The 22,465-nt window shown below is 48.6% G+C and carries 16 protein-coding genes; 5 read left to right on the top strand and 11 right to left on the bottom strand.

All coding sequences use genetic code 11. The features are described 5' to 3' along the window. The 10 genes from rimO to OZ401_RS12785 form a co-directional block, all read right to left on the bottom strand. Positions 1–1,392 (bottom strand): 30S ribosomal protein S12 methylthiotransferase RimO, encoded by a 1,392-nt coding sequence (gene rimO, locus OZ401_RS12830; protein WP_341468638.1) that lies wholly within the window; start codon positions 1,390–1,392, stop codon positions 1–3. A gap of 35 nt (positions 1,393–1,427) precedes the next feature. Further along, positions 1,428–1,919 carry a YajQ family cyclic di-GMP-binding protein gene (locus tag OZ401_RS12825; protein WP_341468637.1) on the bottom strand — a complete coding sequence of 164 codons (492 nt, stop codon included), beginning with the start codon at positions 1,917–1,919 and terminating at the stop codon, positions 1,428–1,430. A 136-nt stretch (positions 1,920–2,055) separates the two neighbouring features. After that, positions 2,056–3,477: a helix-turn-helix domain-containing protein gene (locus OZ401_RS12820; RefSeq protein ID WP_341468636.1), complete on the bottom strand. Its 1,422-nt coding sequence runs from the start codon at positions 3,475–3,477 to the stop codon at positions 2,056–2,058. Between the two features lie 288 nt (positions 3,478–3,765). Next, positions 3,766–4,845 (bottom strand): ATP-binding protein, encoded by a 1,080-nt coding sequence (locus OZ401_RS12815; protein WP_341468635.1) that lies wholly within the window; start codon positions 4,843–4,845, stop codon positions 3,766–3,768. Between the two features lie 77 nt (positions 4,846–4,922). Continuing rightward, on the bottom strand, positions 4,923–6,584 hold the full coding sequence (locus OZ401_RS12810; RefSeq protein ID WP_341468634.1) for a glycosyl hydrolase family 18 protein: 1,662 nt from the start codon (positions 6,582–6,584) through the stop codon (positions 4,923–4,925). Between the two features lie 244 nt (positions 6,585–6,828). Further along, a complete protein-coding gene (locus OZ401_RS12805) occupies positions 6,829–8,850 on the bottom strand; it encodes a glucosyl-3-phosphoglycerate synthase (RefSeq protein WP_341468633.1) in 2,022 nt (673 codons plus the stop codon). A 5-nt stretch (positions 8,851–8,855) separates the two neighbouring features. After that, positions 8,856–10,118 (bottom strand): glycosyltransferase family 4 protein, encoded by a 1,263-nt coding sequence (locus OZ401_RS12800; protein ID WP_341468632.1) that lies wholly within the window; start codon positions 10,116–10,118, stop codon positions 8,856–8,858. Positions 10,119–10,581: 463 nt separating this feature from the next. Continuing rightward, positions 10,582–11,775, bottom strand: a complete 1,194-nt coding sequence (locus tag OZ401_RS12795; protein WP_341468631.1) for a THUMP-like domain-containing protein — start codon at positions 11,773–11,775, stop codon at positions 10,582–10,584. Then, positions 11,757–12,842, bottom strand: coding sequence for a hypothetical protein (locus tag OZ401_RS12790; protein ID WP_341468630.1), 1,086 nt, complete (start codon positions 12,840–12,842; stop codon positions 11,757–11,759). The genes OZ401_RS12795 and OZ401_RS12790 overlap by 19 nt, the downstream gene beginning before the upstream one ends. Beyond that, on the bottom strand, positions 12,839–14,299 hold the full coding sequence (locus OZ401_RS12785) for a glycogen synthase (protein ID WP_341468629.1): 1,461 nt from the start codon (positions 14,297–14,299) through the stop codon (positions 12,839–12,841). The genes OZ401_RS12790 and OZ401_RS12785 overlap by 4 nt, the downstream gene beginning before the upstream one ends. 248 nt (positions 14,300–14,547) lie before the next feature. Between OZ401_RS12785 and OZ401_RS12780 the strand changes: the two genes are divergently transcribed. Further along, positions 14,548–15,762 (top strand): glycosyltransferase, encoded by a 1,215-nt coding sequence (locus OZ401_RS12780; RefSeq protein ID WP_341468628.1) that lies wholly within the window; start codon positions 14,548–14,550, stop codon positions 15,760–15,762. On the opposite strand, the gene abc-f is transcribed toward OZ401_RS12780, so the two are convergent. Next, positions 15,738–17,396, bottom strand: coding sequence for a ribosomal protection-like ABC-F family protein (gene abc-f, locus OZ401_RS12775; RefSeq protein ID WP_341468627.1), 1,659 nt, complete (start codon positions 17,394–17,396; stop codon positions 15,738–15,740). The genes OZ401_RS12780 and abc-f overlap by 25 nt on opposite strands. Positions 17,397–17,641: 245 nt before the next feature. Here abc-f and OZ401_RS12770 point away from each other — a divergent pair, with 245 nt between their 5' ends. From OZ401_RS12770 to OZ401_RS12755, 4 genes are all read left to right on the top strand, one after another. Then, positions 17,642–18,271 (top strand): hypothetical protein, encoded by a 630-nt coding sequence (locus OZ401_RS12770; protein ID WP_341468626.1) that lies wholly within the window; start codon positions 17,642–17,644, stop codon positions 18,269–18,271. Positions 18,272–18,368: 97 nt separating this feature from the next. Then, positions 18,369–19,259 carry a dolichyl-phosphate beta-glucosyltransferase gene (locus OZ401_RS12765; protein ID WP_341468625.1) on the top strand — a complete coding sequence of 297 codons (891 nt, stop codon included), beginning with the start codon at positions 18,369–18,371 and terminating at the stop codon, positions 19,257–19,259. Further along, complete coding sequence (gene metG / locus OZ401_RS12760; RefSeq protein ID WP_341468624.1) at positions 19,249–21,036, top strand: methionine--tRNA ligase; 1,788 nt, start codon at positions 19,249–19,251, stop codon at positions 21,034–21,036. Before OZ401_RS12765 ends, metG begins: the two co-directional genes overlap by 11 nt. A 63-nt stretch (positions 21,037–21,099) precedes the next feature. Next, the gene (locus OZ401_RS12755) at positions 21,100–22,428 is read left to right on the top strand and encodes a CCA tRNA nucleotidyltransferase (RefSeq protein WP_341468623.1); all 1,329 of its coding nucleotides are present in this window, start codon (positions 21,100–21,102) and stop codon (positions 22,426–22,428) included. Positions 22,429–22,465: the final 37 nt, after the last annotated feature.

The following is a 22,465-nucleotide window of genomic DNA, read 5'->3' as shown; positions in this document are numbered from 1 at the left end:
TTACACCAGTTTACCCCATAAATCGTATTCAGTGGCATCAGTAATGCGGATACGAGCGATAACCGGGCGCACACCCTCTGGAAATAAGCGACCTCTGGAAGGCTCAATAAACACCATCCCATCTACCTCCGGCGCGCTGCGATAACTTCTGCCCACCCAGATAGGGCGGCTGTTTCGCGCGCCATAATCTACCGTTCCGCTACCTTCTACTATAACATCAAGTTCACTACCAATCAATGATTTATTTTTATGTAGAGATACTTTTTGTTGCAAAGTCATCAGGCGTTCGTAACGTTCTTGTTTAACCTCTTCCGCGATTTGATCTGGCAACAATGCGGCAGGGCTGTTAGCTTGCGGTGAATATTTGAAAGCGCCCACATTATCAAACTTCATTTCTTCTAGAAAGTTCAAGAGGTATTCAAACTCTTCTTCAGTCTCGCCCGGATAACCCACAATAAAGGTGGTGCGAATCGCAATATCAGGCATTGCCTCGCGTAGTCGCGCAATTGTGCCGATGGTTTCGCTTTGGTCGCTAGGGCGGCGCATCCGGCGCAAGGTAGCTTTATGGGCGTGTTGAAGTGGCATATCAATATAATGCGCTACCTGTGGCAAGCGCGCCATAGTTTCCACCAACTTCTGGCTTACGAAACGTGGATAAGCATACATCAACCTGAACCACATGATTTCGGGCGCAGCCTCGCAAAGTTGTTCCAATAAAGCCGCTGTGCCTTCCTTCTCGTCCAAATCACGTCCGTAAAAGGTGGTATCTTGCCCTACTAGCACAACCTCTTTTACACCAGCGGTTGCCAGTTCGCGCACTTCGCGCAGAAGGGTATCGCTAGGTCGGCTTAGGTGTTTACCCTTCATTTGAGGAATGATGCAAAAAGCGCACCCGGCATCGCACCCGTCCGAAATTTTGAGATAAGCGCTTGTACCTTGCTTTTTCTTGCGCCTGAGCAAGCCATAGCTAAGGGTGTTGCCTGTATCCAGTTCAATTCCCAGATTAGAGAGCATCGGCGCGAATTCATCCCACTTCAGCGCCCCTACCACGCCATCGACTCCCGGTACTTCTGCTTTTATCAGTTCGGCGGCGCGGTTGACCAGACAACCTGCTGCCAGCAGTTTTTGCTCTGCTTGTTTGCCTGCTGCAAGTTGGCGCAAAGAGTCGAGTGATTGTTTGGTAGCAGAATCGATGAAACCGCAGGTATTTACAATCAGCAATTGGGCTTTTTCCGGCTTCAGGGTTTCTCGCATCCCGTAGCCATTTAAAAGCTGCCCCATTGCTTCGCTATCTACGGTATTTTTATCGCAGCCAAGCGTCAGAATGTAAAAGGATTTACTCTCAATATTTGTCCGTTGAATCGGTACATTTAGCCTTAAATTGCGCTTCATTTCTATTCCTTCGGCAAACAGGTGTTACTTGCCGCTTACTGCCTGTAATTGGTAAACTGCAATGCTGCCGGAAAATCCTTGCCTTTTAGCAATTGCATAATACCTTGCAACTCGTCCTTGCTTTTGCTGGTAACTCGCACCGTGTCACCCTGAATTTGGGGTATCGCTTTGGAGTTATCACGAATCAGTTTGCTGATTTCTTTAGCCAATTCCTGATTCAAGCCCTTTTTAAGCTTGATAACGATGCGTTTGCGCATACCGGAAGCGTCTTCCAGTTTGCCGTACTCGAATATTTTTAGCGAAAGATTACGCCGCACCGCTTTGGTTTCCAGAATGTCTTTAATTGCATCCCAAGACATTTCGCTGGCGGTAGTTATCTCAATTTGCTCTTTTTCAAGCTCAATTTCGGTTTTGGTATCTTTCAGATCGTAACGGGTTGATACATCACGTTTAGTCTGATCAATTACGTTAACCATTTCCTGATAGTCGAAATCTGACACTACATCAAACGAAAAGCTCGAAGCCATAATTATATCTCCCCGATCTTCGCAGTTAAAAATCCCCCTTTAAAAGCAAGGGATAATATACCATATCTATGAAAATAACTGTAGGGATACGGTGTCCGCATCCCTACTCAAATTTATTATAGCTCTTTGGAAGTTCTTAGCGGTTGACGATTCCCTCTGAGCCATCAGATTTGAAGGCTTTAACTACCGTACCAGAATTGGGTGGAGCATATTGTTTCTCCTGACCATTGACCAGTAGTTTGACTGCACCGGGTTTACCGAGAGCGACCTCTATTTTGTCTTTACCTTCAAAAGAAAGAGACTTGCCCTTTACTAACTCATTGAGCATAGATTTGTCGTCCACCCATACCTGAACCCAGCTGCCATCACTATTTACCGTCAGTTCTAGTTTTACCGGTGGATAGACGATAGGAGGCGGAGTGGTGGTAACCGGAACAGTAGTGGCTTCGGTTGTGCTAGGCGCTGCTGAGCCTAACACGATTCGGGCAACTACCGTTGGGTCAGGCGCTATCGTCGTTGTCACTACAATAGCGGTAGGTTTTGCCGTTTGAAGGTTACTGACCGCAACTGGAGTTCCCACGATTGGGGTAACCGTTGGGGCTGAGTACACATTCGGCGTAGCAGTTGCAGCCAATCGATCATTAGTAGGTGGTACAGCTACTCCTCGTAAAAGTAACAAGGCTGCGGCTGCAAAAATGATCAATACCGCCAGCAGTGGCATAAAATTTGGTATATAGAATGCCGGCTTATTTAGCGGCGCCATTGCGGGTTTAAGCACATACCGATCCGGCTGCCTCAGCATATTGATGCTGCGCGTTCTTTTCACCGGCAAAAGTGCTTGTGAAGCGATGGGTTTCGAGAAAGTAGCTTCAAGAACCGCACTTGGCTGTAGCTCGGCTACGGTTACCTCTGCTATCTCTACCTTTTCAACTTTCGTTTCAACAGGTTCGATTATTACCGCTTCAACTGCTGCGCTAGGGCTTTCGGCAGTAACGGCGGCATTTTCAACCTTTTCTTCAACTACTTCATTGAGTGCCGTTTGAACAGCCTCTTGCTTTTTGCGTCGACGCTTTCTTCTTGAACCTTCACCATGACTGACTTCAGCTTCAGTTTCAAGCTCTGGTTCTTCTGCGGTGACGACAAGAATCTCAACCGTATCTTCTATTTTATTAAATTTGGTTTCGACAGGTGTTTGGGGCGTAATGGGGATGATAGTGTCGGTTAACAGGCTAAGACCACCTGAATCGGCACTGCCAGAATCGACACTTCCTGAGTCAGCCGCATGGTATGGATCAAGACCCATTGCCACTGCTTCTAAAAGCTCATCAAAGCTTTGGACTATCTCAGCGCCTTCGAGACCTAAGAAAGTCGCATAATTTTTTAGAAAGCCCCGAATATAAACCGGGGGCGGTAAAACTGCGTAGTTCTCTTCTTCTAGAGCCTGTAGAAAAGATTGTCGGATTTTGGTAGCCATTTGGGCTTCCAATAGAGTTACACCTTTTTGCTCACGCATTTGGCGTAACGTCCGACCTATAATTCCCACATAACTAGCTGGCATACATACCTCCACCGCTCGACGGCAGGATATCTGTGCCAGAACCACTATTATCTTTTGAAGTACTCAAGTTCTCGCTAACTCCTGCAAATCGGCCCATTTCATTCAGCCACACAGTAACGGTGAGATAATACTACCGACCCCACACAATAATAAGCAACTAGCTTATCTTATTCGGCTGAAGAAAAACAAAGGATACTCAGAGCAGTACTTGAGAAACCCTTTTACGATTTTACATCTCATTAGATTATATATACCACATAATTTTATTAGGTGCAAATTTTTTTTTAGTTAACGTGGCAAATATGCTGCACCACGTTTGTCCCCGAACTTCATAAGATAATTTTTATCTACTAAACCTAGCAAGTCGGTACGGGCGGTTTCTTCGGTAATATCGGGGTTTATAGCGCGATAATCCCGGTTGGTCAGCCTACCTCGTTCACGGGCATAGAGCAAGCCTCGCGCTTGTCTTTCGTTCAAGCCTGCGCGCATGAGGGCAAAAAATTCAGGTCTCAAGGAATCGCTTATCTCAAAAAATGGGGCAGCTTCCGGCTTTGGCTCGGTAATGCGGTGTTCAGTCTCAACAAAGATGTGCGCGGGTAGGTAGGCAGTAAATGAATCGGAGTCGCTGCTGAAGGTTGGGGGCGCGCTACCCAGTTCTGCCAGCTCGCGCCGCATTCGCAAGATGCCGGTTCCCATTTCTTCCACTAATTTTAATTCATACATAAGGCGTGCCAGCAATGGATTTCGGCTATAGCGTTTTTTGCCCAAATTCTCTAAAGTTACCGGTCCTGCCAAACCACCGGGGCTTTCCACTTCCAGCCTGTCATCGAACATGCGTATCGAAATTTTTTGCCCGCTAATCCCATAATCACGATGCGCCACCGCATTGGTGATTGCTTCGCGCACGGCTACGGGCGGGTATTCGGGTATATCCTCGCGATAAAGCCCTTGAATTGGGCTGGTTACTCTCATGTTACGTAGCACAAAACGTGCGGCTTCTTCTATTATTTTATCCAGTGTCCCGGACACTTCCACCCTGTCAATAATTATGCCCGTTACATCCTGCCCCTTGAAGCGGGCTAATTTCATGCTCGCCTGTGGCAGATAGCGCGCCACATTTTTACCGAAGATTAGCACGGCAGCGATAATGGGGCGTAGCGTTCCGTTTTCCTCGCTGATCATTCCCAACTCTAGAAGCCTTTCGCTGCGGCTCAGTCGGGAGGGCACTCCGCCTTGTTCATCTAGCGTGTGCAGGTAAGCATCTATTTTTTCGAAATCAAGTTCTTCCAGAGTCGCGTTAAGTACAAGCCGACTTTCTGTGCTTTCATTCTCTTCTCGGTTTTGTTTGGTTGCTTTTTTTTCAGCCATATAAAAAATTTAAAAGCGTAGCAGTTTCTTTTTAGAAGCTACGCCCTGCTTAAAGCTGTAACGCTTGCTGAAATCTTCTAAGTTTCAGCGCGTAACCAGCCGTAATCTTTCATAATTTGATTGCCGAGCAAGCCCAGCAATACTTCGTAGCGAGTCCCTTTATTTTCAGGATGGTACTCGAAGCGGTTGCGCTCGAAATATTGCACCGTGTAGGTTTTCCCATCGGTAGGGCTAATTTCCTGAAATTCCTCGCTGATTGGGTAGCCATAAATTGCCAGCCCCCCGTTTTTCAGCCAGTATTGTAGAAAGCCGTAGCTCAGGCTGTGCCCTGTTTCTGGTATATACCACACATCTGCTCTGCTCTGGAAAGGTGCTAAAGCCTTAAAGGGCGCTTCTTCCGAGCGCCCTGTGGTTACTTGTCTTCCTAATAAGCCTAGCTGTACCTCGAAGGGGGTACCTTTCAAATCTGGGTGATATTCGAAACGCGCGCGCTCAAAATATTGTACCACGTAATCTTTTCCATCCGAAGGATTGCGTTCGAGAAATTCCTCAGTCCAAGGATATCCAAACTGCGCCAGCCCGCCGTTTTTGTCCCAGTAAATTTTGAACTGCCCACTTAGGCTATGTCCGGTCTGTGCGAAATAAGTTCTGTCGGGTTTGCTAGCGAAAGCCGCAATGGGGTTTGTAGGTAAGGTGAAATTGCGAACTACAGGCCAGAAGCTTGCTCCTTCCTGACCGAGTCGCCATGCTGCAAAACCGGCTAAATTATTTTTCTTCATCAAATCGAGCTTGGCTTGTAATGAGCGTGGGTTCTGGAACCAGATGCGGTGCGCCTCTCCGTTGTCGCTATAATCTGCGAAGGCTTCTTGCACCGTTTCGTCATATCCGGTTGTGCCCTTAAATTTGCGTATGGTATCTTGAGTGTCGTCAAAGCTCCGTGCGGTGGCAAAACCACCCTTGCTGACATTCCAATCGTAGCCATAAAATGGCACGCCCAACATAACCTTACCCGGACCTAGTTGGCTGGAAGCAAACGCCACTACCGAACTTGACCAGTTTATTGGCGCAACCGGCCCATCTGAACCACCTCGGTAATGATAGTCGTAAACCATGATAACGGCTAAATCCAGATAGGGTGCAAGCGCCGCATAATCATATACCCCGCCGAAGCCGGTAGTAGTATCGCGTGTTTTGGAAACCAGTGCCGCGGTTGTGAGTTTGTTCTTTGCCTTGAGACGCGCATAAAGTTGTCCCATAAAATTGGTGAACTGCGGTCGGTCGGTGGCATTGAGATTTTCAAAATCTATATGGATACCATCATAGCCATTGGTATTTACCAACCCTTCGATTTGGTCGATAATACGTTTGACTTGCGTCGGGTCATTGATCACTTTGGTAAAATCATCCAGTACAGTGGCGCTGTTTTGGATGGTCGGTATCACCCGCACGCCCTTACTTTTTGCCAAATTGGTTACTTCCGCTTGATCTGTACCTATTAGAGAACCGTCTGGGCGCAAGTTAAAATAAACCGGCGAAATGATATTGAGCGAACCGATATTGCTGCGAACCGACTCAAGCGATACAGGAGTTTTTACGTAATAGCCCCAACGTAACATCGCGGTTAAAGGGGTTGTAGTCTGTGCCTGAGCAGTGGTGGTATGCTGGATCAAGTTAAAAAAGCCGACTGCCAGCAATAATGAAATTAATGCTAGTAGTATCACCTTGAATTTGAAAGTCATCAATCTTCCTGTAGTATGTCTCTCTGGAAAAGATAAAACTGTATTACTTACATACAACATAGTACCATATAGTTATAACGTCTTGTGAAGCTGACGGTTCCTTTTAGCAGGGCAGTTGCAAGAACCCATTTAAGGCAATAACCTGTTGCACTGACCAGAGGAGAGAGCGTGAGTTCAGGGGATAACCCTTCGACCTCGGCAGGGCTTTCCAGCTACATCCCCTTTCCGAACTTGCCTCTGCCCTTTAGGTATGGCTAAGACGTTCCCGGTGCTTGAGACGATATTCGGGTACTTCCAGCATAGGCGGTCGCTCGCGATCTTCGATGTGGCGCAAATCTAGCCGTAAACCTTGCGGACTAAGGTTAATCAGCTTCATGGTGCGATTCACATCATTGGTCAATTGCAATTTGTCGCGCTCTTCCAAACGATTCACAATCACTTGCGTTATAGCAAAAGCCATTTGGCTGAGTGCGCCCAAATCTTGGTTGCGGTGGCGACGCTCTTTCAGATTGACCTGTCCAATGGTAGCCAGCCCGAATCGATCTAAAATATCAACCAGATGTCCGGTTTCTACTCCGTATCCGGTGAAGAATGGTAATTGCTCAAGGCATGTGCGTCTGCCTGCGTATTCTCCCGAAAGCGGTTGGATAATACCACTCAGTTCGGGGAAGAACAGGTTAAAGAGAGGTCGCACCGTTAGTTCGGTTACACGCCCACCGCCCGTCTCGTGCATTATGTCGCCTACCTGAATTGGGCGGCGGTAATAGCCTTTGACATATTGCAAACGCGCTTCTTTCAGCAGTGGTCCAACCAACCCATAGATAAAGCGCGGATGCATATTGGTAACGTCGGTATCAACCCACGCGATAATATCGCCTTTCAACTGATAAAGGCTTTTCCAGAGGGCTTCTCCCTTGCCGCGTCTTAAACCCTGCGTTGGCAGAATTTGCTGATGGATGTAAACCGGGATACCTAGTTCGGCGGCAATTTCACGGGTGCGATCGGTGCTATCGCTATCTATCACTACAATTTCGTCCAGCAGTTTGTGGCGTACCAGTAGTTCATCCTTGATAGCATTAATCACATCCCCGATTGTAGCTTCTTCGTTTAAAGCGGGTAAGCCGAGACTGATGGTTAAGCCTTGCGCTTTCTTTGCGGCTACCAATCGCTCTACATCTTCGAATTCTTCAGCATCAAAGGTATTTTCGGCGAACCATTTATCTACCAGTTCCGACACAAATTCGTCGCTAGAGCTGCGTGCCTCGAATTGCTGTTTCCGACGCTGAAGCCGCGCAAAGTAGAAATCTCGCGGCGCACCCGCTCTGACCACTATTACGCCGGGTTTGTGTGATTCTTGTTCGTTTTGAGACAGTACCGCACGCGCAACGGGACCAAAAGGATTTTGAAGCATTGCTTCAGTACGGGCAGGTGTTAGGGTAGCAGTTGCACCTAGCAAAATCAGGTCGTGATTTTTTGCTTCCTGTACGATCGCTTCCTGCACATTTTGGCTGGCAACTTGCTTACGTCTGATACGGTTGTAATTGCGGTTGCCTCGTCCTAATACCGCATATGCCGACTCTTCCAATTCCTCATCCAAGTAGCCTTCATCCCCTTCCTGCGTGTATCTTGAAACATGCAGCAAGGTTATGTTCCCGTCATTGCGCTCGGCAATACCAGATGCCAGTCTTAACGCCAATTCCGCAAAAGGCCCACCGCGGGCAGCCAACAACATATTGCGGCTATTGCTTATATCTACCCCCGGGCCGATTACAGCTAAATCACACAAGGGGCGACGCAGAATATCTTCAAGCGGTGAGCGACCGGAAGCACCTGTTATATCGCTTTCAAACCAGCTTGAGCCAAGCAATAGCAGGTTTACTTGTCCTTCCAGAATCACATCATTTAATTCTTGCGCCAGTGTGTTAGCAGCGCACACCCGCACTACCGTTCGTAATTCAGGCAAATCAGTAGGGTTATATCCGGCAGTAACTTCACCTACTATTTCATCCAGCAAAGTGCGTTGATGCTGGGCGGGTAGCGCCCCTTCGCTAAGGCTTTGCCCCTCCGGGATTGGTACTAACCCCAACAAAGTGATAGTGCTTGCCTTCAGACCAACCGCCATTTCCAAACTTGCCCAGAAAAGCTTTCTCATCTCAGTACGGTCAGCTTCGCTGGCTTCTACCCGTTCCTCCAGCCCCAACAGCACATGATATTTTTCGTTATTTATATCACTCTTGTTTGTATTTATCTGTAAATTTGAAATCATTTTTATCACCGTAAAAGCGGCGCAATTTGCCGCTCGAAAATACCATCCCAACTAAAATTCAATATTGTTTCACGTCTAAGCCGATAAGCTGGGTTTTGATCCAACGCTTCGATTAGCTTTCCGGCGATTATTTCCGGCTCTTCATCCGGGGCGAAACAGGTAGCATAATTGCCCACCAATTGGCGAAGCGGCGGAATATCGCTACAAAAAATCGGGAGTCTTGCCAGTGCCGCTTCCAGAATAGGAATGCCAAAACCCTCCTGCGCACTTGGAAACAATAGTGCATCGCAATACCGATAAAGATCCGTCACTACGCTGTCGCTTACAGGTCGGGGTTTCTTCTCCTCATCCTGCCAACTTTCTACCAGAAAAATTGTTTCATCCCTGATACCTTCCTTATCTCGCAGCTCAAATAATTCGCGCACATACTCATCATTGCGTATGTTATGCGGTCCCGGTGGTCCGGTAACAATCAGGCGCGGGTTTTGACCGAGTTCTTTTAGCCTCACCGTAACCATTATAGCCGTTTCAATGTTTTTGCGGCGGGTTATGCGCGAAGGTAACAATAATAAAAGCGCCCCTTCACGCCTTGCTGCGCTTATTCCGGTCTGCTCAAGCAGTTCGCGGGTTTCTTTTCCAATCGCCAGAAAATCTTCCAACCCAATCCCGTTAGGCACTACCGATACTTGGTCAGGCGTTAATGCTGGCATAAAAATTTCGCACAAGCTTTGCTGTCGCTGTGGCGAGACTGTTACATATTTGACCTGCGCTACGGGCTGTTTTAACAGATTCCAAGGGTATCTATCATAAAGAACATTTTTATATAGCGGGTCTGCCCATGCGAGATCATGAGTCCAGCCGATAAAACTCACCTTGAGGTTTTCGGCTGCCTTGACCAAGGCTACACTAAGCGGCAGGTTTTTGTGCATGGTGAAGGCGTTGTGGACAATACAGAAATCGAAGCCTTCCAATAATTCTGCCAAACGAAGATACACTTCACGGGCATACACTTCAAAATCGGGGGGAACTTCGCCTTTGTCCAATGCGCGGTTTATCTGGAGAAGTCTCTCATTTTTGCTGTCAAAGAGTGATTCGATGCTGGTTTGTACACCCGGAGAGGAGAATTGATTGTCAGACCCGCGCCCTGCCAGCATAGTGACGGGATAGCCGCGTGCTGCAAACAACCTTGCATGCGCTGCCATTACTGCCTCTACCCCACCTACCACCGGAGGGCAAGTGTAATGAAGCATCGCTACTTTAGCTTGCACTATTTGCTTTTCCTTCCGCAAACCCGTTCAACCGGGAATACTAATCTATATTAAAAGATTAAATCCCTTCCAATTATAGCTATATAAGTTGTATTATGCACCGAAAATCCCAACGAAATACTCGGCGTTTTAGGATATTTCTTTATGAAAGAAAATGAGTCCGGTGTGGCCGGACTCACTTCTGTGTTGGGTATGTTAAGGGTCAAAGTGCAGACATTATTTCCAATATATCCGGCTAGTAACCAAAACTAAACTGAGCGTTTAACATGTAAGAAGAACGCCATAAAATTTGTTCAGGCAAACCGGATGAATAAAATACAACCCCAGTAGAAATTTATATTGTCACTATGTAAAATCATTACACTTCTATTGTAACAATTAGTATATAAAATTTACAAGGGAGAATGTACCGGGAGTCCTAGTACTTAATGGTTGGTTTTTTAAATCATACCACCAGAAAGTACTAATTGCAGATTAATGCACAAGGTTTTCCCATAACTTTGGTAAGCACAATTGTTAGCTCTCGCGTGCCTTTCAAGCTCAAGGCATGTTCGAGGAATTGAGGATCAATCGGCGAACCGCGCTTTTTCACTACCACCTTTCCGGTGTCAAGCTCTTGTAAGCGTCGATTCAGTTTCTTCAAGTTCCAGGGCAGGTATTCCAGCACCGGGAAGCGGCGTGCGAAAGGGGTTTCGATTGCTTCGTTCGAGGTTAAATAGGCAATATCTTGGTCAATTTTGCGGGTAGAGCCGCCTAAAAGCAAAGCAAGTTCTTCTACCAACCCTGCGCGTATCACTGCGCCATCGGGTTCGTATAAATAAGCGAGTGGTTCACCACAAGCTATTTCTGGCTTATCCGGTTGGAAAGTGAGGGTATGCCTGCTAGGTAACAGGGTAGCGCGGCGAGTAGTTTGGCGAAATTTCCCAAACCATAACACCGCTTCTTTTACATCGCTGTTTTCGGAGATAATCTCGATTTCGCAATCGTATCCCGACAATTCGCTGTAATCCACTCCCGGCGAAATTTTCACTGCAATTTCCGGCACTTTTTTAAGCCATTCTCGGATGGTCGAAAGCGGCGGTAAATACTGCTCCACCGAGAAAAGCCGCTTGCCATTCACTCTCCGCCCCGGGTCGAAGAAAAGCGCTTCAAAGCCAGCAACCTCAAAGCTCTTTACATTTGCTATTTTGAATGTGGCACTAACCCCGTTGGCAGCACAATTAGCTTCTGCCAACGTCAGGCGCGTTTCTTCCAAATCTACTCCGGTTACCTTGAAATATTGTGCCAGTACTAGCGCATCTCCGCCAATCCCGCAGCACAAGTCGGCTACAGGCGCATGCTCACTGCAAACCTGCCTTATGCGCTCTACCCGGTAACACGCTACAGTTTCACCGGAAGCCTGCTCCAATCCCTCCGGGGTGAAAAACATTTCCGCTGCTTTTCCGAACTTGCCTGCTCTGGTAGCTTTGCGGCGTAGTAAAGCCTGTTCTATCAGTGCGCCCGCCAGTTCTGGGGCGTAGCTTTTACGCAAGCGCATCAAAACCGCCAGTCGGTTATTTTCGTTCAGTTCTTCGAGTTCAAGGCTGGAAAGCGCCGCTCTACCCTTTTCGCTAACCAGAAAGTGAGCAATTTCGGGGTTCATTTCTTGAGCAACCATGTGCGGTAACTTTCCGCTACCTTTAGAGGGTCACTGGAGATAACGCTAGCTGCGAAAAGCTCGGTTCCTCCGGTATCATTCTGGCGGTTCAACGGATTACCTCGCGCTATTAACCGGGCAATGACCGGGAAGCCCGACCAATTTTCGGAGACAGGGCGAATAGGCGGCATTTGCACTCCTAGATTGAAAGAAGTGACTCCACTATGCAGATAGAAAGAAAGTGTTTTGTAAATTGCTTCCCCCAATTCGGCTGAATAGTTGTCGGTGATCAGCCATATTTCTCGGTCACGCACCGGTGTAATGGATACCAGCGCTTTAACCCGGTCTGCCGGGTCGGCGGTAAGCCCTAGCGCCCGACTGGCATTAACCAACTCGGTAAAATAGTTGCGGCGGTAGGTGGCTTCAAAACTAAGAGCATCCCGCCGTAAGCGTTCAACATGCCCATAATGCATCCCGCGTGTCAGTAGTGCTTGGGCATGCCCGTGAATTTGGCTCGCGCCCGCTTTCCACAGACAATTCCACAACAGTAAAAAATAGGGAGAGAGCGGGTCATGCTCTACCGCTTTTTCCGCCCAAGCGCGCCCGGTCATAAGGTAATCTATTATCTGCTCACGTGAGAAGCGGTGCGGGTGAAATTCCTTGAAAATAATCACCCCGCTCCAACCGTCCACTTTGGCAATATTACTGGCGGTAATAGCGTAATCGGTTTCCAGCCGTCCGAAAACATCTGGCGCTGTATCCCGCAAAGGGTGGGTGAATTGGTCGGTTGTACGCCCCTCTTCAATCAGGCTTTCCAGTTCCACATTTTCGAGAGTCTGGTGTGGGCGGGCAGCCCGCAAGGGATTGAATAGGGAGGAGTCCAGCGTTACACGGTTGGTCACCTTTACTACAGGCTGGCGCAAACCATCTTGAGCAGAACCAAACAACCTTTCCAACTTTGGGTAAAAGGAAGGCTCAGGGTTCATTACTCCTATAGAAGCACTAATGTGGAATATCCGCTCTACTGTTGCACGGTCGGCTGGGGAAAGCGCCGCTACGAGATCGGGCAAATGCGCGATATTGCTCAAACTGTTTCTACCTTTTGCCGCAATTTGATGGCACGTTGGAAAGTTTTGACATATTCAACTGCGCTGCTATCCCAAGAATAATCCCGTTGCATATCTCGTTCCATCAGTTTATGCCACACTTCCCGGTTTTTGTAAGTTTCAAGCGCGCGCACTATTGTAGCAAAAAGCATCCATTGGTCGTACTCTACGAAGGAAAAGCCGTTTCCCTCTCCGGTAGCAGGGTCGAAATCCTGCACGGTGTCGGCAAGCCCACCTGTTTTTCTGACCACCGGAATTGAGCCGTAACGCATGGCGATCAACTGCCCCAGACCACATGGTTCAAAGCGGGAAGGCATCAAAAAAATATCGCTGCCTCCGTAGATTTTCTGCGCCAAAATCGCGTTAAAGGTTAAGCGTAAAGCCATTTTATCAGGATAACGCTGGGCAATCTGGCTGAAAAATTCATGATACATTTGGTCGCCGGTACCCATCAACACGAATTGTATATTGAGTTGCATCAGCGGGTTAATAATTTGTTCCAGCAAATCAAGCCCCTTCTGGCTGGCAAGGCGGGTAATCATTCCAATCAGCGGAATGTCCGGATTCTGGGGTAGCCCTATCTCACGTTGCAAATCGAGTTTGTTCGCACCACGTTTTTTCAAGGTTTTGACATCAAAGGTAGCCGCCAGATAGCGGTCGGTGGCAGGGTTAAAATGGTTGGTGTCAATCCCGTTCAGAATACCGCAAAGTCTGTCGCTGCGCTCGTTCAGCAAACCGTTCATGTTTTCCCCAAACTGAGGTGACAATATCTCCTTAGCATAAGAAGGGCTGACGGTGCTGATTATATCGGCGTGGCGAATACCCAGACTCATCAAGCTAACCAGTTCGGAGTGTTCCTGCGCATTGTTATAGATAAAATTGTAATCGGCTATTCCGGCAATTTCAAGCACCCTGTAACCGAAAATACCCTGATACGCTAGGTTGTGGATGGTATATACGCTGGCTATATTGCGATAGAAAGGCGTAGTGGCGTGTTGGGTTTTCAGCCAATAGGGGATAAGAGCAGTGTGCCATTCGTGGCAATGGATAACATCCGGTTGCCAGTTGAGTTGTGGCAACATTTCTAACACGGCGCGACAGAATAAAATAAAACGCTCATCATCGTCTGGATAACCGTAAATACCCTCGCGATTAAAATAGCGGTCACTATCAATCAGGTAAACCGGCACTTCTTCTTTGAGGCTACTTGCTAGCACTGATACAGGCTCGGTTCGTTCGTTTTTTAGCGGTATATTTAATTGATTGATAACGGGCTTAAGGTCAAATTTATTCGGGCTTATCCTGCCGTAACGCGGAATTACCAGCCTAACATCATGCCCCAGCTTTGCCAGCGCGCTAGGTAAAGAACCTATGACCTCCGCTACATGTCCAACTTTGGCAAACGGCGTTGCTTCTGCAGCGACTATCAGTATTTTCAATTGTATTTTGAGATCTTTCTGTTGGAATAGCGGAAATTTGTTGAAAACTCTTTCCGCTCCTCAACTCCCAACGATTTCTTTGCTGATACTACCAATAATTTTACCAATTTTAGCATAGTGCCGTTCTAAGTAAAGATATGGAATGTGGAAAATAAAAATCTATAGCCTTAAATTTGTGTAAATATCGTTCCTGTGGTACTACTTATACGTTATTCGGTAGCCTTATATTACTTGGAAGAGATTAGAATTTGCTTAGAATCAGCCTCATTGCCCCTTTCGGTTTGAAACACAAAGGTACTGCCAGCGCCCGGATTCTACCTTTGGCGGAAGCGCTGGCAGAGCGTGGGCATCTAGTGCGGGTGTGTGTGCCCCCATGGGATGACCCCGAACCGTCTCTGCCCAGTTTCGCACGCTGCAACGGGGTGGAGCTAGTGACCGTTTCGTTAAGACCGGCACCGCTTGCTTTGCAATTGCCCCGCAGGTTGGGGCAGACTGCGCTGGCTTTCAAGCCCGATGTAATCCATGTGTTCAAGCCCAAAGCCTATAGCGGGCTTACTGCTTTGCTGTTTTCCTTGCGAGGCAAACCTTTCGTACTGGATACTGACGATTGGGAAGGTGCGGGCGGCTGGAATGATATTAACCCATATTCTCTCTTGCAAAAAAGGCTCTTTGCATGGCAAGAACGAGACTTGCCACGCCGCGCCGCTGCCGTTACCGTTGCCAGCCGCACCTTGCAAACTCAGGTATGGGGCTTTGGGGTAGCGCGCGACAAGGTTTTTTATCTGCCAAACGGTGTTTCACCCACCAAATATGCGGGGTGGCAGGGTGCTAAAGCAGAAGAAGCAACCCAACGTTGGCAGGCAAAACTCGGTCTAGAAGGTAAAACGGTACTGCTGGCTTACACCCGTTTTGCCGAGTTTAAAGCGCCGCGTTTGCTGGAAATCGTGCGCCGTACTTTGGATTTGTTGCCTCCAGCACAAGCCGAAAATACGCGCTTGCTGGTAGTAGGTGGTGGCTTTTTTGGAGAAGAAAAAGGGCTTCACGAATTGGCACAACACTATGGGTTAAGCGGAAAAGTAATTGTTACCGGGCAAGCTGCTTGGGAGGATTTGCCCGGTCTGTTGCGCTGCGGAGATGTTGCGCTCTATCCCTTCGATGATACCCTGATAAATCGGGCGCGTTGTTCGGTGAAATTCCTCGAATTGTTGCTGGCAGAACGCCCGGTTGTGACCGAAGCGGTAGGGCAACAGAGCGAGTATTTACGCGAAGGCGAGGGTGGGCATCTAGTCGCGCCGGGTGACACTGCCGCTTTTGCTGCTGCCGCCGCTCAACTTTTGCAGCTAAGCCCAGAATCGCGCCATGAGTTGGGGGCAATTGCCGCCCGCCGCCTTTATTCTGAATTTAGCTGGTCAAAACTGGTGGAACAGGCAGAAGCGGCTTACACTGCCACAGCCCGTTCGTAATCCTCCAAAGCATAATAGCTTTTGAGTGCTTTATCCTGAATTGCCCAGATGCGTTCGGCGAAATGCGCCACGAAATAGCGGTCGTGCGCTACGGCTAGGATAGTGCCCTCGAACTGTTCCAATGCTTCCTCGAATTGCTCTCGCGATTTAATGTCCAGATGGTTGAGTGGTTCATCCAGCAGCAGGAAATTAACCCCGCTCAGCACTAAACGCGCCAACGCTAGTCGCGCCCGTTCGCCGTAGCTGAGGTTGCCTACGGGCGTGAACACTTCATCACCTGAAAAGAGGAAATAATGCAGGAAGTTACGCGCCTCGGTTTCGGAGAGCGCGGTTACCTCGCGCACCGCTTCCAACGCGGTTTGCTGCGGTTTCAATCCCTCTTGTTCCTGCGAGAAGTATCCCACTCGCACATTCGCGCCCAATCGGGCAATGCCACTGTCCGGCGCAAGTTCGCCCGCGATGATTTTTAGCAAGGTGGTTTTGCCCGTACCGTTCGCGCCCAACAACACTACCCGCTCACCTTTCTTTAGTTCGCCCGTAACCCGCTCGAACAGGCGTAAGTTGCCAAAGGCTTTCGCCACATTGTCCAGCGTAAGTACAATTTGCCCGCTGGTGGGCGTATTCTCGAACTCCAACTTCATGTGCCAGCCCTTCTTGGGCTTTTCCAACCGCTCTTCGCTATCGAGATACTTTTCCAACCTAGCTTTGCGCACCACCGCCCGCCGCGCCACTTTCAAGGCGCGTTTGCGAACATAGAAATCGATGGTAGAGCCTTCGATATTGCGGGCGTGTTGCTCGGTGGCGTGCAGGTCGGCTTCCACCTTGCCGATATACTCTTGCTGACGCTGGTATTCGTCTTCGTATTTTCGGCGTTGCCTCTCCTCATCTTCCATATAAGCGCTGTAATTGCCCACAAACTCTTTTAGGGTGTGCGTTTTTTCGTCCAGCACCAGCAATTTCTGAACCACTTCATCCAGAAAAGCGCGGTCATGCGACACAATCAGCACTGCCCCTTTGTACTGACGCACAAATTCCTGTAACCATTCCAGTGCGGTAATGTCCAAATGGTTGGTTGGTTCGTCCAAAAGTAGTAGGTCTGGTCGAGAAAGCAACAGACGCGCCAATCCCAACCGAGTTTTTTGTCCACCGCTCAGAGTCGTCACTGGGGTTTTCTGGTCGAGATGTTCCAGCCCTAACCCGTTCAGCGCTTCGGCGAGTCGCGCTTGTGCCCCGTAAGCGTCCAGCCTTTCGGCTTCTTCTAACGCTTCGGAATAACTTGCCATCAGCACCTCAAATTCATCGCCTTGCGCCGCGCTAATTGCTACGCCCAGCTGCTCTATTTCAAGCAGAATTTCTAATGCTTGACCTATCGCTTTGCCGATTATTTTGCCAACGGTATCATCTGGCGCGTATTCTAGCGCTTGTTCGAGGTAGCCAAAACGCGCCGATGGGTCGAGCCATACTTTGCCCGAATCGGCTTGTTCTTCGCCTACGATTATTTTTAATAGGGTGGATTTGCCTGAGCCGTTTGGTCCGATTAGCCCGGTGCGCTCACCCCGGTTGAGGATAAAGCCAACTTTTTCGAGGATAACGGCATCGCCAAAGCTTTTATTTATTCCAGAAACTTTAAGCATGATTAATACTCTTTCTTCTTGATTAAGGGCAGGTCAAAACTGCCGCTGCAACCATATTTAGATAGAAAGAGTTCTTCTCATACTTGCCTTAATTCCTACAAAAGCCAATGCCGGAGACGGAAAAAGGTTATACACCGCCTCACTTAAGATTATAGCATGCCGTAACCTGTCCGGCATATCGGTCGTTGGTATTAATTGTAGTGCTGCTTTTTCATGGTATTTGAGTTTCTAACAGGAGGAATCGGATGGTCAGGTTATTGGTTTTTTTATTCGCGCTTACACTTTTACTCGGTGCGTGCGGTACTCTCGCAGCCACTCCCGAAACTTTACCGGCTGCTACCCTCGCTACTACGCCTGACCCCGCTAAAATTGATCTGCGTTATCCCGGCGCAACTTATTTTGATGCGAAAGTAATCTTGCCACAGGGTTTATTATCAGTACCTTTGCAAGGGAATAATATTGTAATCTTTTCTTCCGGCGATAGTGTTGAAAAAATTGCCCAGTTCTACCGTGAGAAATTTGCCACTGCCGGGCTTGGCACTGAACCGGGCTATTCCTGTAGAACCGAAACCGATTGCCAAGAGCTTTACCCCTTTAGCGCGTACAAAGATGAGTGTGTGTTAGACGGGCGGGGTATCAAAAACTGTTATGCAATTTACCAGTACGAATTTGTTCTGGTTACTGCAAATGCCTCGACTTCAGAAATGGATAGCTTTAATATACCGGACGAGTTAAGGAAACTGCTGAAGGCTGGAACTACCCTTGTATGTTACTATGGCAGATCCATGCCACTACCTGTTATCCCTCGGAATCCAGTGGTGACTACCGCTGCTGCGCTCTGGACTAGCACCCCTGCACCACAAACGACACCCTGATTTTTATTGCTTGACGCTGAGTTTATAATGCTATAGACTTCAAAAACGCTGCGGCAAATGACGTGGCGTAAATATTTATACAGGATAGGTTTTTAGAATGGGATTTTCTAAGGAGAACGAGCAAGTGACTTCACAAGCGCTCGACTCTAAATCACCCAATAATCAGGCAGAACCCGGCAGGGTGGATTCGGTGCGCCCCGCTTCTGCTACTAAGCCCTACCTGTCCGTAGTTATCCCCGCTTATAATGAAGAGAAGCGCCTACCCGGCACTCTTGCAACTGTGCTGGAATACCTCGAAAAGCAAAGTTATTCGGTGGAGGTGATAATCGTTGACGATGGCAGCGCCGATGCTACGGCTGGCATCGTTCAGCGGTCAATGGCGGAGCGTTCGGAGCAGCCCAACAACTGCGAATTGAAGCTTATCGCCAGCGAACATCGCGGCAAAGGCTACACGGTGCGCCGTGGTATGCTGGCAAGTAAGGGCGAGTATGTGCTTTTTTCTGACGCGGATTTCTCTACTCCCATTGTAGACGTAGTAAAACTGCTGCACTGGTTGGAGCAAGGCTACGATGTGGCAGTAGGTAGCCGCGAAGGACAAGAAGCGCACCGCTACGGTGAGCCTTTCTACCGCCATCTGATGGGGCGCGTGTTTAATAGCCTGGTGCGTTTTGTAACCGGCGCGAACATGCAGGATACCCAGTGCGGTTTCAAAGCTTTCCGGCGTGAAGCCTGCCATGACCTGTTCCGCCGCCTCAAGCTTTACGGGGATAATGCCAGAACGGTCAAAGGCGCAATGGTCACAGGCTTTGATGTGGAAGTGCTTTTTTTGGCTCGCAAGCGTGGCTATAAGCTGAAGGAAGTGCCGGTTAGCTGGTACTATGTTGGCGGAAGCAAAGTCAACCCCCTCAAAGATTCAATTCGCATGTTGCGTGATATAATTCAGGTGAAATTGAACGACTTGAGAGGACTTTATAGAGATGAGCGATAATTTTCCTGCCAGCTACGATCCCGACACAATTCTAGTCAGCGTAGCGTGGCCCTATGCAAATGGCCCTTTCCATGCCGGGCATGTGAGCGGGGTATATCTCCCCGCCGATACCTTCGCACGCTTTCAGCGAACCCGTGGGCGCAAGGTGCTGATGGTCAGCGGTAGCGACTGTCACGGTACGCCTATAACTTTGCGCGCCGAACGCGAGAATCGCACCCCACAAGAAGTAGTAAACGAATTTCATACCAGCTTTTTGAAAACCTTCAATCGGCTTGGTATCGAGTTTGACCTATTCACCAAAACCCTGACCGAAAATCACTATGCCGTGACGCAGGATATGTTCCTACGTTTGTTAGAGCATGGCTATATCTACCGCGAAAAAATGATCGGCGCATATAGTCCTAGCTTGTCACGCTTCCTTCCCGACCGCTACGTGGAAGGCGAGTGCTACAATTGCCATTTCGGCAGGGCGCGTGGTGACCAGTGCGACAACTGCGGTATTCTGGTTGATCCTCAGAAGCTGATCAACCCTTATAGCGTGGTTGATCGCCAGACTATCGAGTTCCGCGAGACCGAGCATTTCTTTCTCGATCTCGCCAAACTTGAACCCTCTCTGCGCGATTGGATTAATAGCTACGATCGCGATTACTGGCGCAACAATACCACCCAATTCACCCTTAATTGGCTGAATCAGGGCTTGCGTGGACGCGCCATTACCCGCGACCTTGAATGGGGTGTACCTATTCCTTTGGACGATCCTTCCTTCAAGGACAAGCGCATTTACGTTTGGTTCGATGCGGTTATCGGCTATTTCTCCGCCAGCAAAGAATGGTCGCAACGGCAAGGCAAGCCGGAACTTTGGGAAAACTGGTGGCATTCGGGCAAGGATGGCAAATTGCCTGCGCGCCAGTATTACTTTCTAGGCAAGGATAATATTCCCTTCCACACCATCATCTGGCCCGCTATGCTGATCGGTTACGGCGAATTGAACCTGCCTTTTGATGTGCCAGCCAGCGAATTTATGAATCTGGAAGGTGACCAGATGAGTACCAGCCGCAACTGGGCTATTTGGCTGCCAGACATCGAAGAGCGTTACCAGCCTGACGCTATTCGATATTACATGACTGCGATTGCGCCTGAAACTCGCGATAGTAGCTGGAGTTGGAAGGATTTTGTCGCCAAAATCAACAATGAGCTTATTGGCACTTACGGTAATTTCATCAACCGAGTGCTGAACCCGCTCCAGAAGAACTTCGGCGGCATAGTGCCAACACCCGACGAACTGGACGAGAGCGACCGCAAGTTGCTGACGGATGCACAGGAGACCTTTGCCCGCGTAACCGAATTGCTGGAAGGCGTACACTTGCGCGATGCTTTGAAAGAAGTAATGGCGTTGGCATCGCTTGGCAACGGTTATTTGGAAGAGAAATCACCTTGGAAGGTTATCAAGCAGGATGTGCAGCGTGCCGGAACGACTTATTATGTGGCAGCGCAAATTGCAAACGCCCTTAAAGTAATGAGTTATCCGTTCTTGCCTTTCTCTGCTGAAAAACTTCATGAATTACTGGGCTTTGAACCAGGTAATCCTGAAGTTTCCAGCTATAGCGGTGTAGCGGAAGATGGGGTAATCAAGATTCCGGCTTTCGCAGCTTGGGCGCTTGAGCCAGTGCCTGCCGGGCAAGTCTTGCCGCCTCCAAGTGCGCTGTTTATCAAACTTGAGCCGACCGTAGCGGACGAAGAATTGGCGTTGCTCAACGCTAACAAAATCGAGAAGTAACCCGGTTTTACCCCCTCTTTTGCTGAATTAGAGGGGGTAAACGTACCCGTCTTCCGCATAATTATGAAACCAAACTTTCCGTCGTTTAATCATAATGATCCGCATGTGCTGATAGAACAGCTTCGCAAACTGCTGCCTGATGCTCATTTCTATGCGGTAAATCAGGTGGCGGAAGTAGCGGAGCGTGAAGGGGTAACCGCGCTTTTGGTGGGTGGTATCGTGCGCGATTTGATGCTGGGTCGGCAAAACCTCGACCTTGATTTTATGACGCTCGATTATAGCCACGTTCTGGCTGAACACCTGACTGCCCATTTCAAGCATGCTCCCCATGTTGACCGCGTGCGTTTGCACAAGCATAAAGCTTTTGGTACTGCCAAAATCGAGATTTTTTTTCAGAGCGGCGATTACCTGCATATAGACCTTGCTACTGCCCGTCTTGAAACCTATGAACATCCCGGCGCACTTCCTACCGTTAGGATTGATCCACCCGCTCCGGTTGAGGTGGATTTGAAGCGGCGCGACTATACTATCAACGCTATGTCACTTTCTCTTAGCGGTGGTTTAGTTGACCCTTACAACGGATTAGAAGACCTACGCGATGGCTTTTTGCGAGTATTGCACCCTCGCAGCTTTATTGATGATCCTACCCGCATGCCGCGCGGGTTGCGCTACGCTGCCCGTTTTGGCTACCAATTTGACCCTGCAACCGAAGAACTGTTTCGGGAATCGGTGCGGGAGCGACACTTTGAATTGCTAACACCTGTCCGCAAACGCAACGAACTGGTTAAAATATTGCGCGAGGATGCCCCTGAACGTGGGCTGAATTTATTGCAGAAGTATGACTTGCTAGATCAATTTGATCCGGCATTAATCTGGGATTGCGATACCCTAGAAGAATTCAGGCGTATCAAGGAATATCGCTTTGTCGATTTGCTGAACCGCGTTCCCGCTTATCTTTCCGCGCTGTGCTGGCGCAGTTTGCCTGAGCAGGTGGAACATGCACTGGCGGCGTTGGCATTTTTTGACCAAGAAGCTAACATACCCCCCCAAGTAGCGCGTTTGCGGCAAGCGGTTTTTCCCATGCTGCAACCGGATTTGAAAAACAGCCTTCTCTATGCGTTGCTAAATTCTTACGAACGTGGCGCAATCGAAGCCGCTGCGATTCTGCAACCTTTCCATGCACCGTTATTGCGCCATTATCTGGAAGTGGTTAGTCGCCGCAAGCCGCACCTGAGCGGTGGTTATCTTATCCATATGGGTTTGAAACCGGGTAAGCAGTTCAAGGCATTGTTAGAAGATTTACTCAATGCAGTTCTGGATGGCGAGTTAAAAAGCCTTGAAGACGAAGCCCACTTTTTAAGGCAAAAAGCTCTAGATAGTAATTTCACATGAATTGACTTGTGACTCAATCTGAACGTATAATCTATAA

It is taken from the genome of Candidatus Chlorohelix allophototropha (genome assembly GCF_030389965.1).
Classification (GTDB): domain Bacteria; phylum Chloroflexota; class Chloroflexia; order Chloroheliales; family Chloroheliaceae; genus Chlorohelix; species Chlorohelix allophototropha.
This window is presented reverse-complemented; position numbering and strand designations above follow the sequence as displayed.

Bases quoted from the DNA above. Each gene is read 5' to 3' on its own strand.
- OZ401_RS12815 (WP_341468635.1), bottom strand. From the start codon at position 4,845: ATGGCTGAAAAAAAAGCAACCAAACAAAACCGAGAAGAGAATGAAAGC.
- OZ401_RS12810 (WP_341468634.1), bottom strand. From the start codon at position 6,584: ATGACTTTCAAATTCAAGGTGATACTACTAGCATTAATTTCATTATTG.
- OZ401_RS12825 (WP_341468637.1), bottom strand. From the start codon at position 1,919: ATGGCTTCGAGCTTTTCGTTTGATGTAGTGTCAGATTTCGACTATCAG.
- OZ401_RS12765 (WP_341468625.1), top strand. From the start codon at position 18,369: ATGGGATTTTCTAAGGAGAACGAGCAAGTGACTTCACAAGCGCTCGAC.
- rimO (WP_341468638.1), bottom strand. From the start codon at position 1,392: ATGAAGCGCAATTTAAGGCTAAATGTACCGATTCAACGGACAAATATT.
- OZ401_RS12805 (WP_341468633.1), bottom strand. From the start codon at position 8,850: ATGATTTCAAATTTACAGATAAATACAAACAAGAGTGATATAAATAAC.
- metG (WP_341468624.1), top strand. From the start codon at position 19,249: ATGAGCGATAATTTTCCTGCCAGCTACGATCCCGACACAATTCTAGTC.
- OZ401_RS12795 (WP_341468631.1), bottom strand. From the start codon at position 11,775: ATGGTTGCTCAAGAAATGAACCCCGAAATTGCTCACTTTCTGGTTAGC.
- OZ401_RS12770 (WP_341468626.1), top strand. From the start codon at position 17,642: ATGGTCAGGTTATTGGTTTTTTTATTCGCGCTTACACTTTTACTCGGT.
- OZ401_RS12820 (WP_341468636.1), bottom strand. From the start codon at position 3,477: ATGCCAGCTAGTTATGTGGGAATTATAGGTCGGACGTTACGCCAAATG.
- abc-f (WP_341468627.1), bottom strand. From the start codon at position 17,396: ATGCTTAAAGTTTCTGGAATAAATAAAAGCTTTGGCGATGCCGTTATC.
- OZ401_RS12755 (WP_341468623.1), top strand. From the start codon at position 21,100: ATGAAACCAAACTTTCCGTCGTTTAATCATAATGATCCGCATGTGCTG.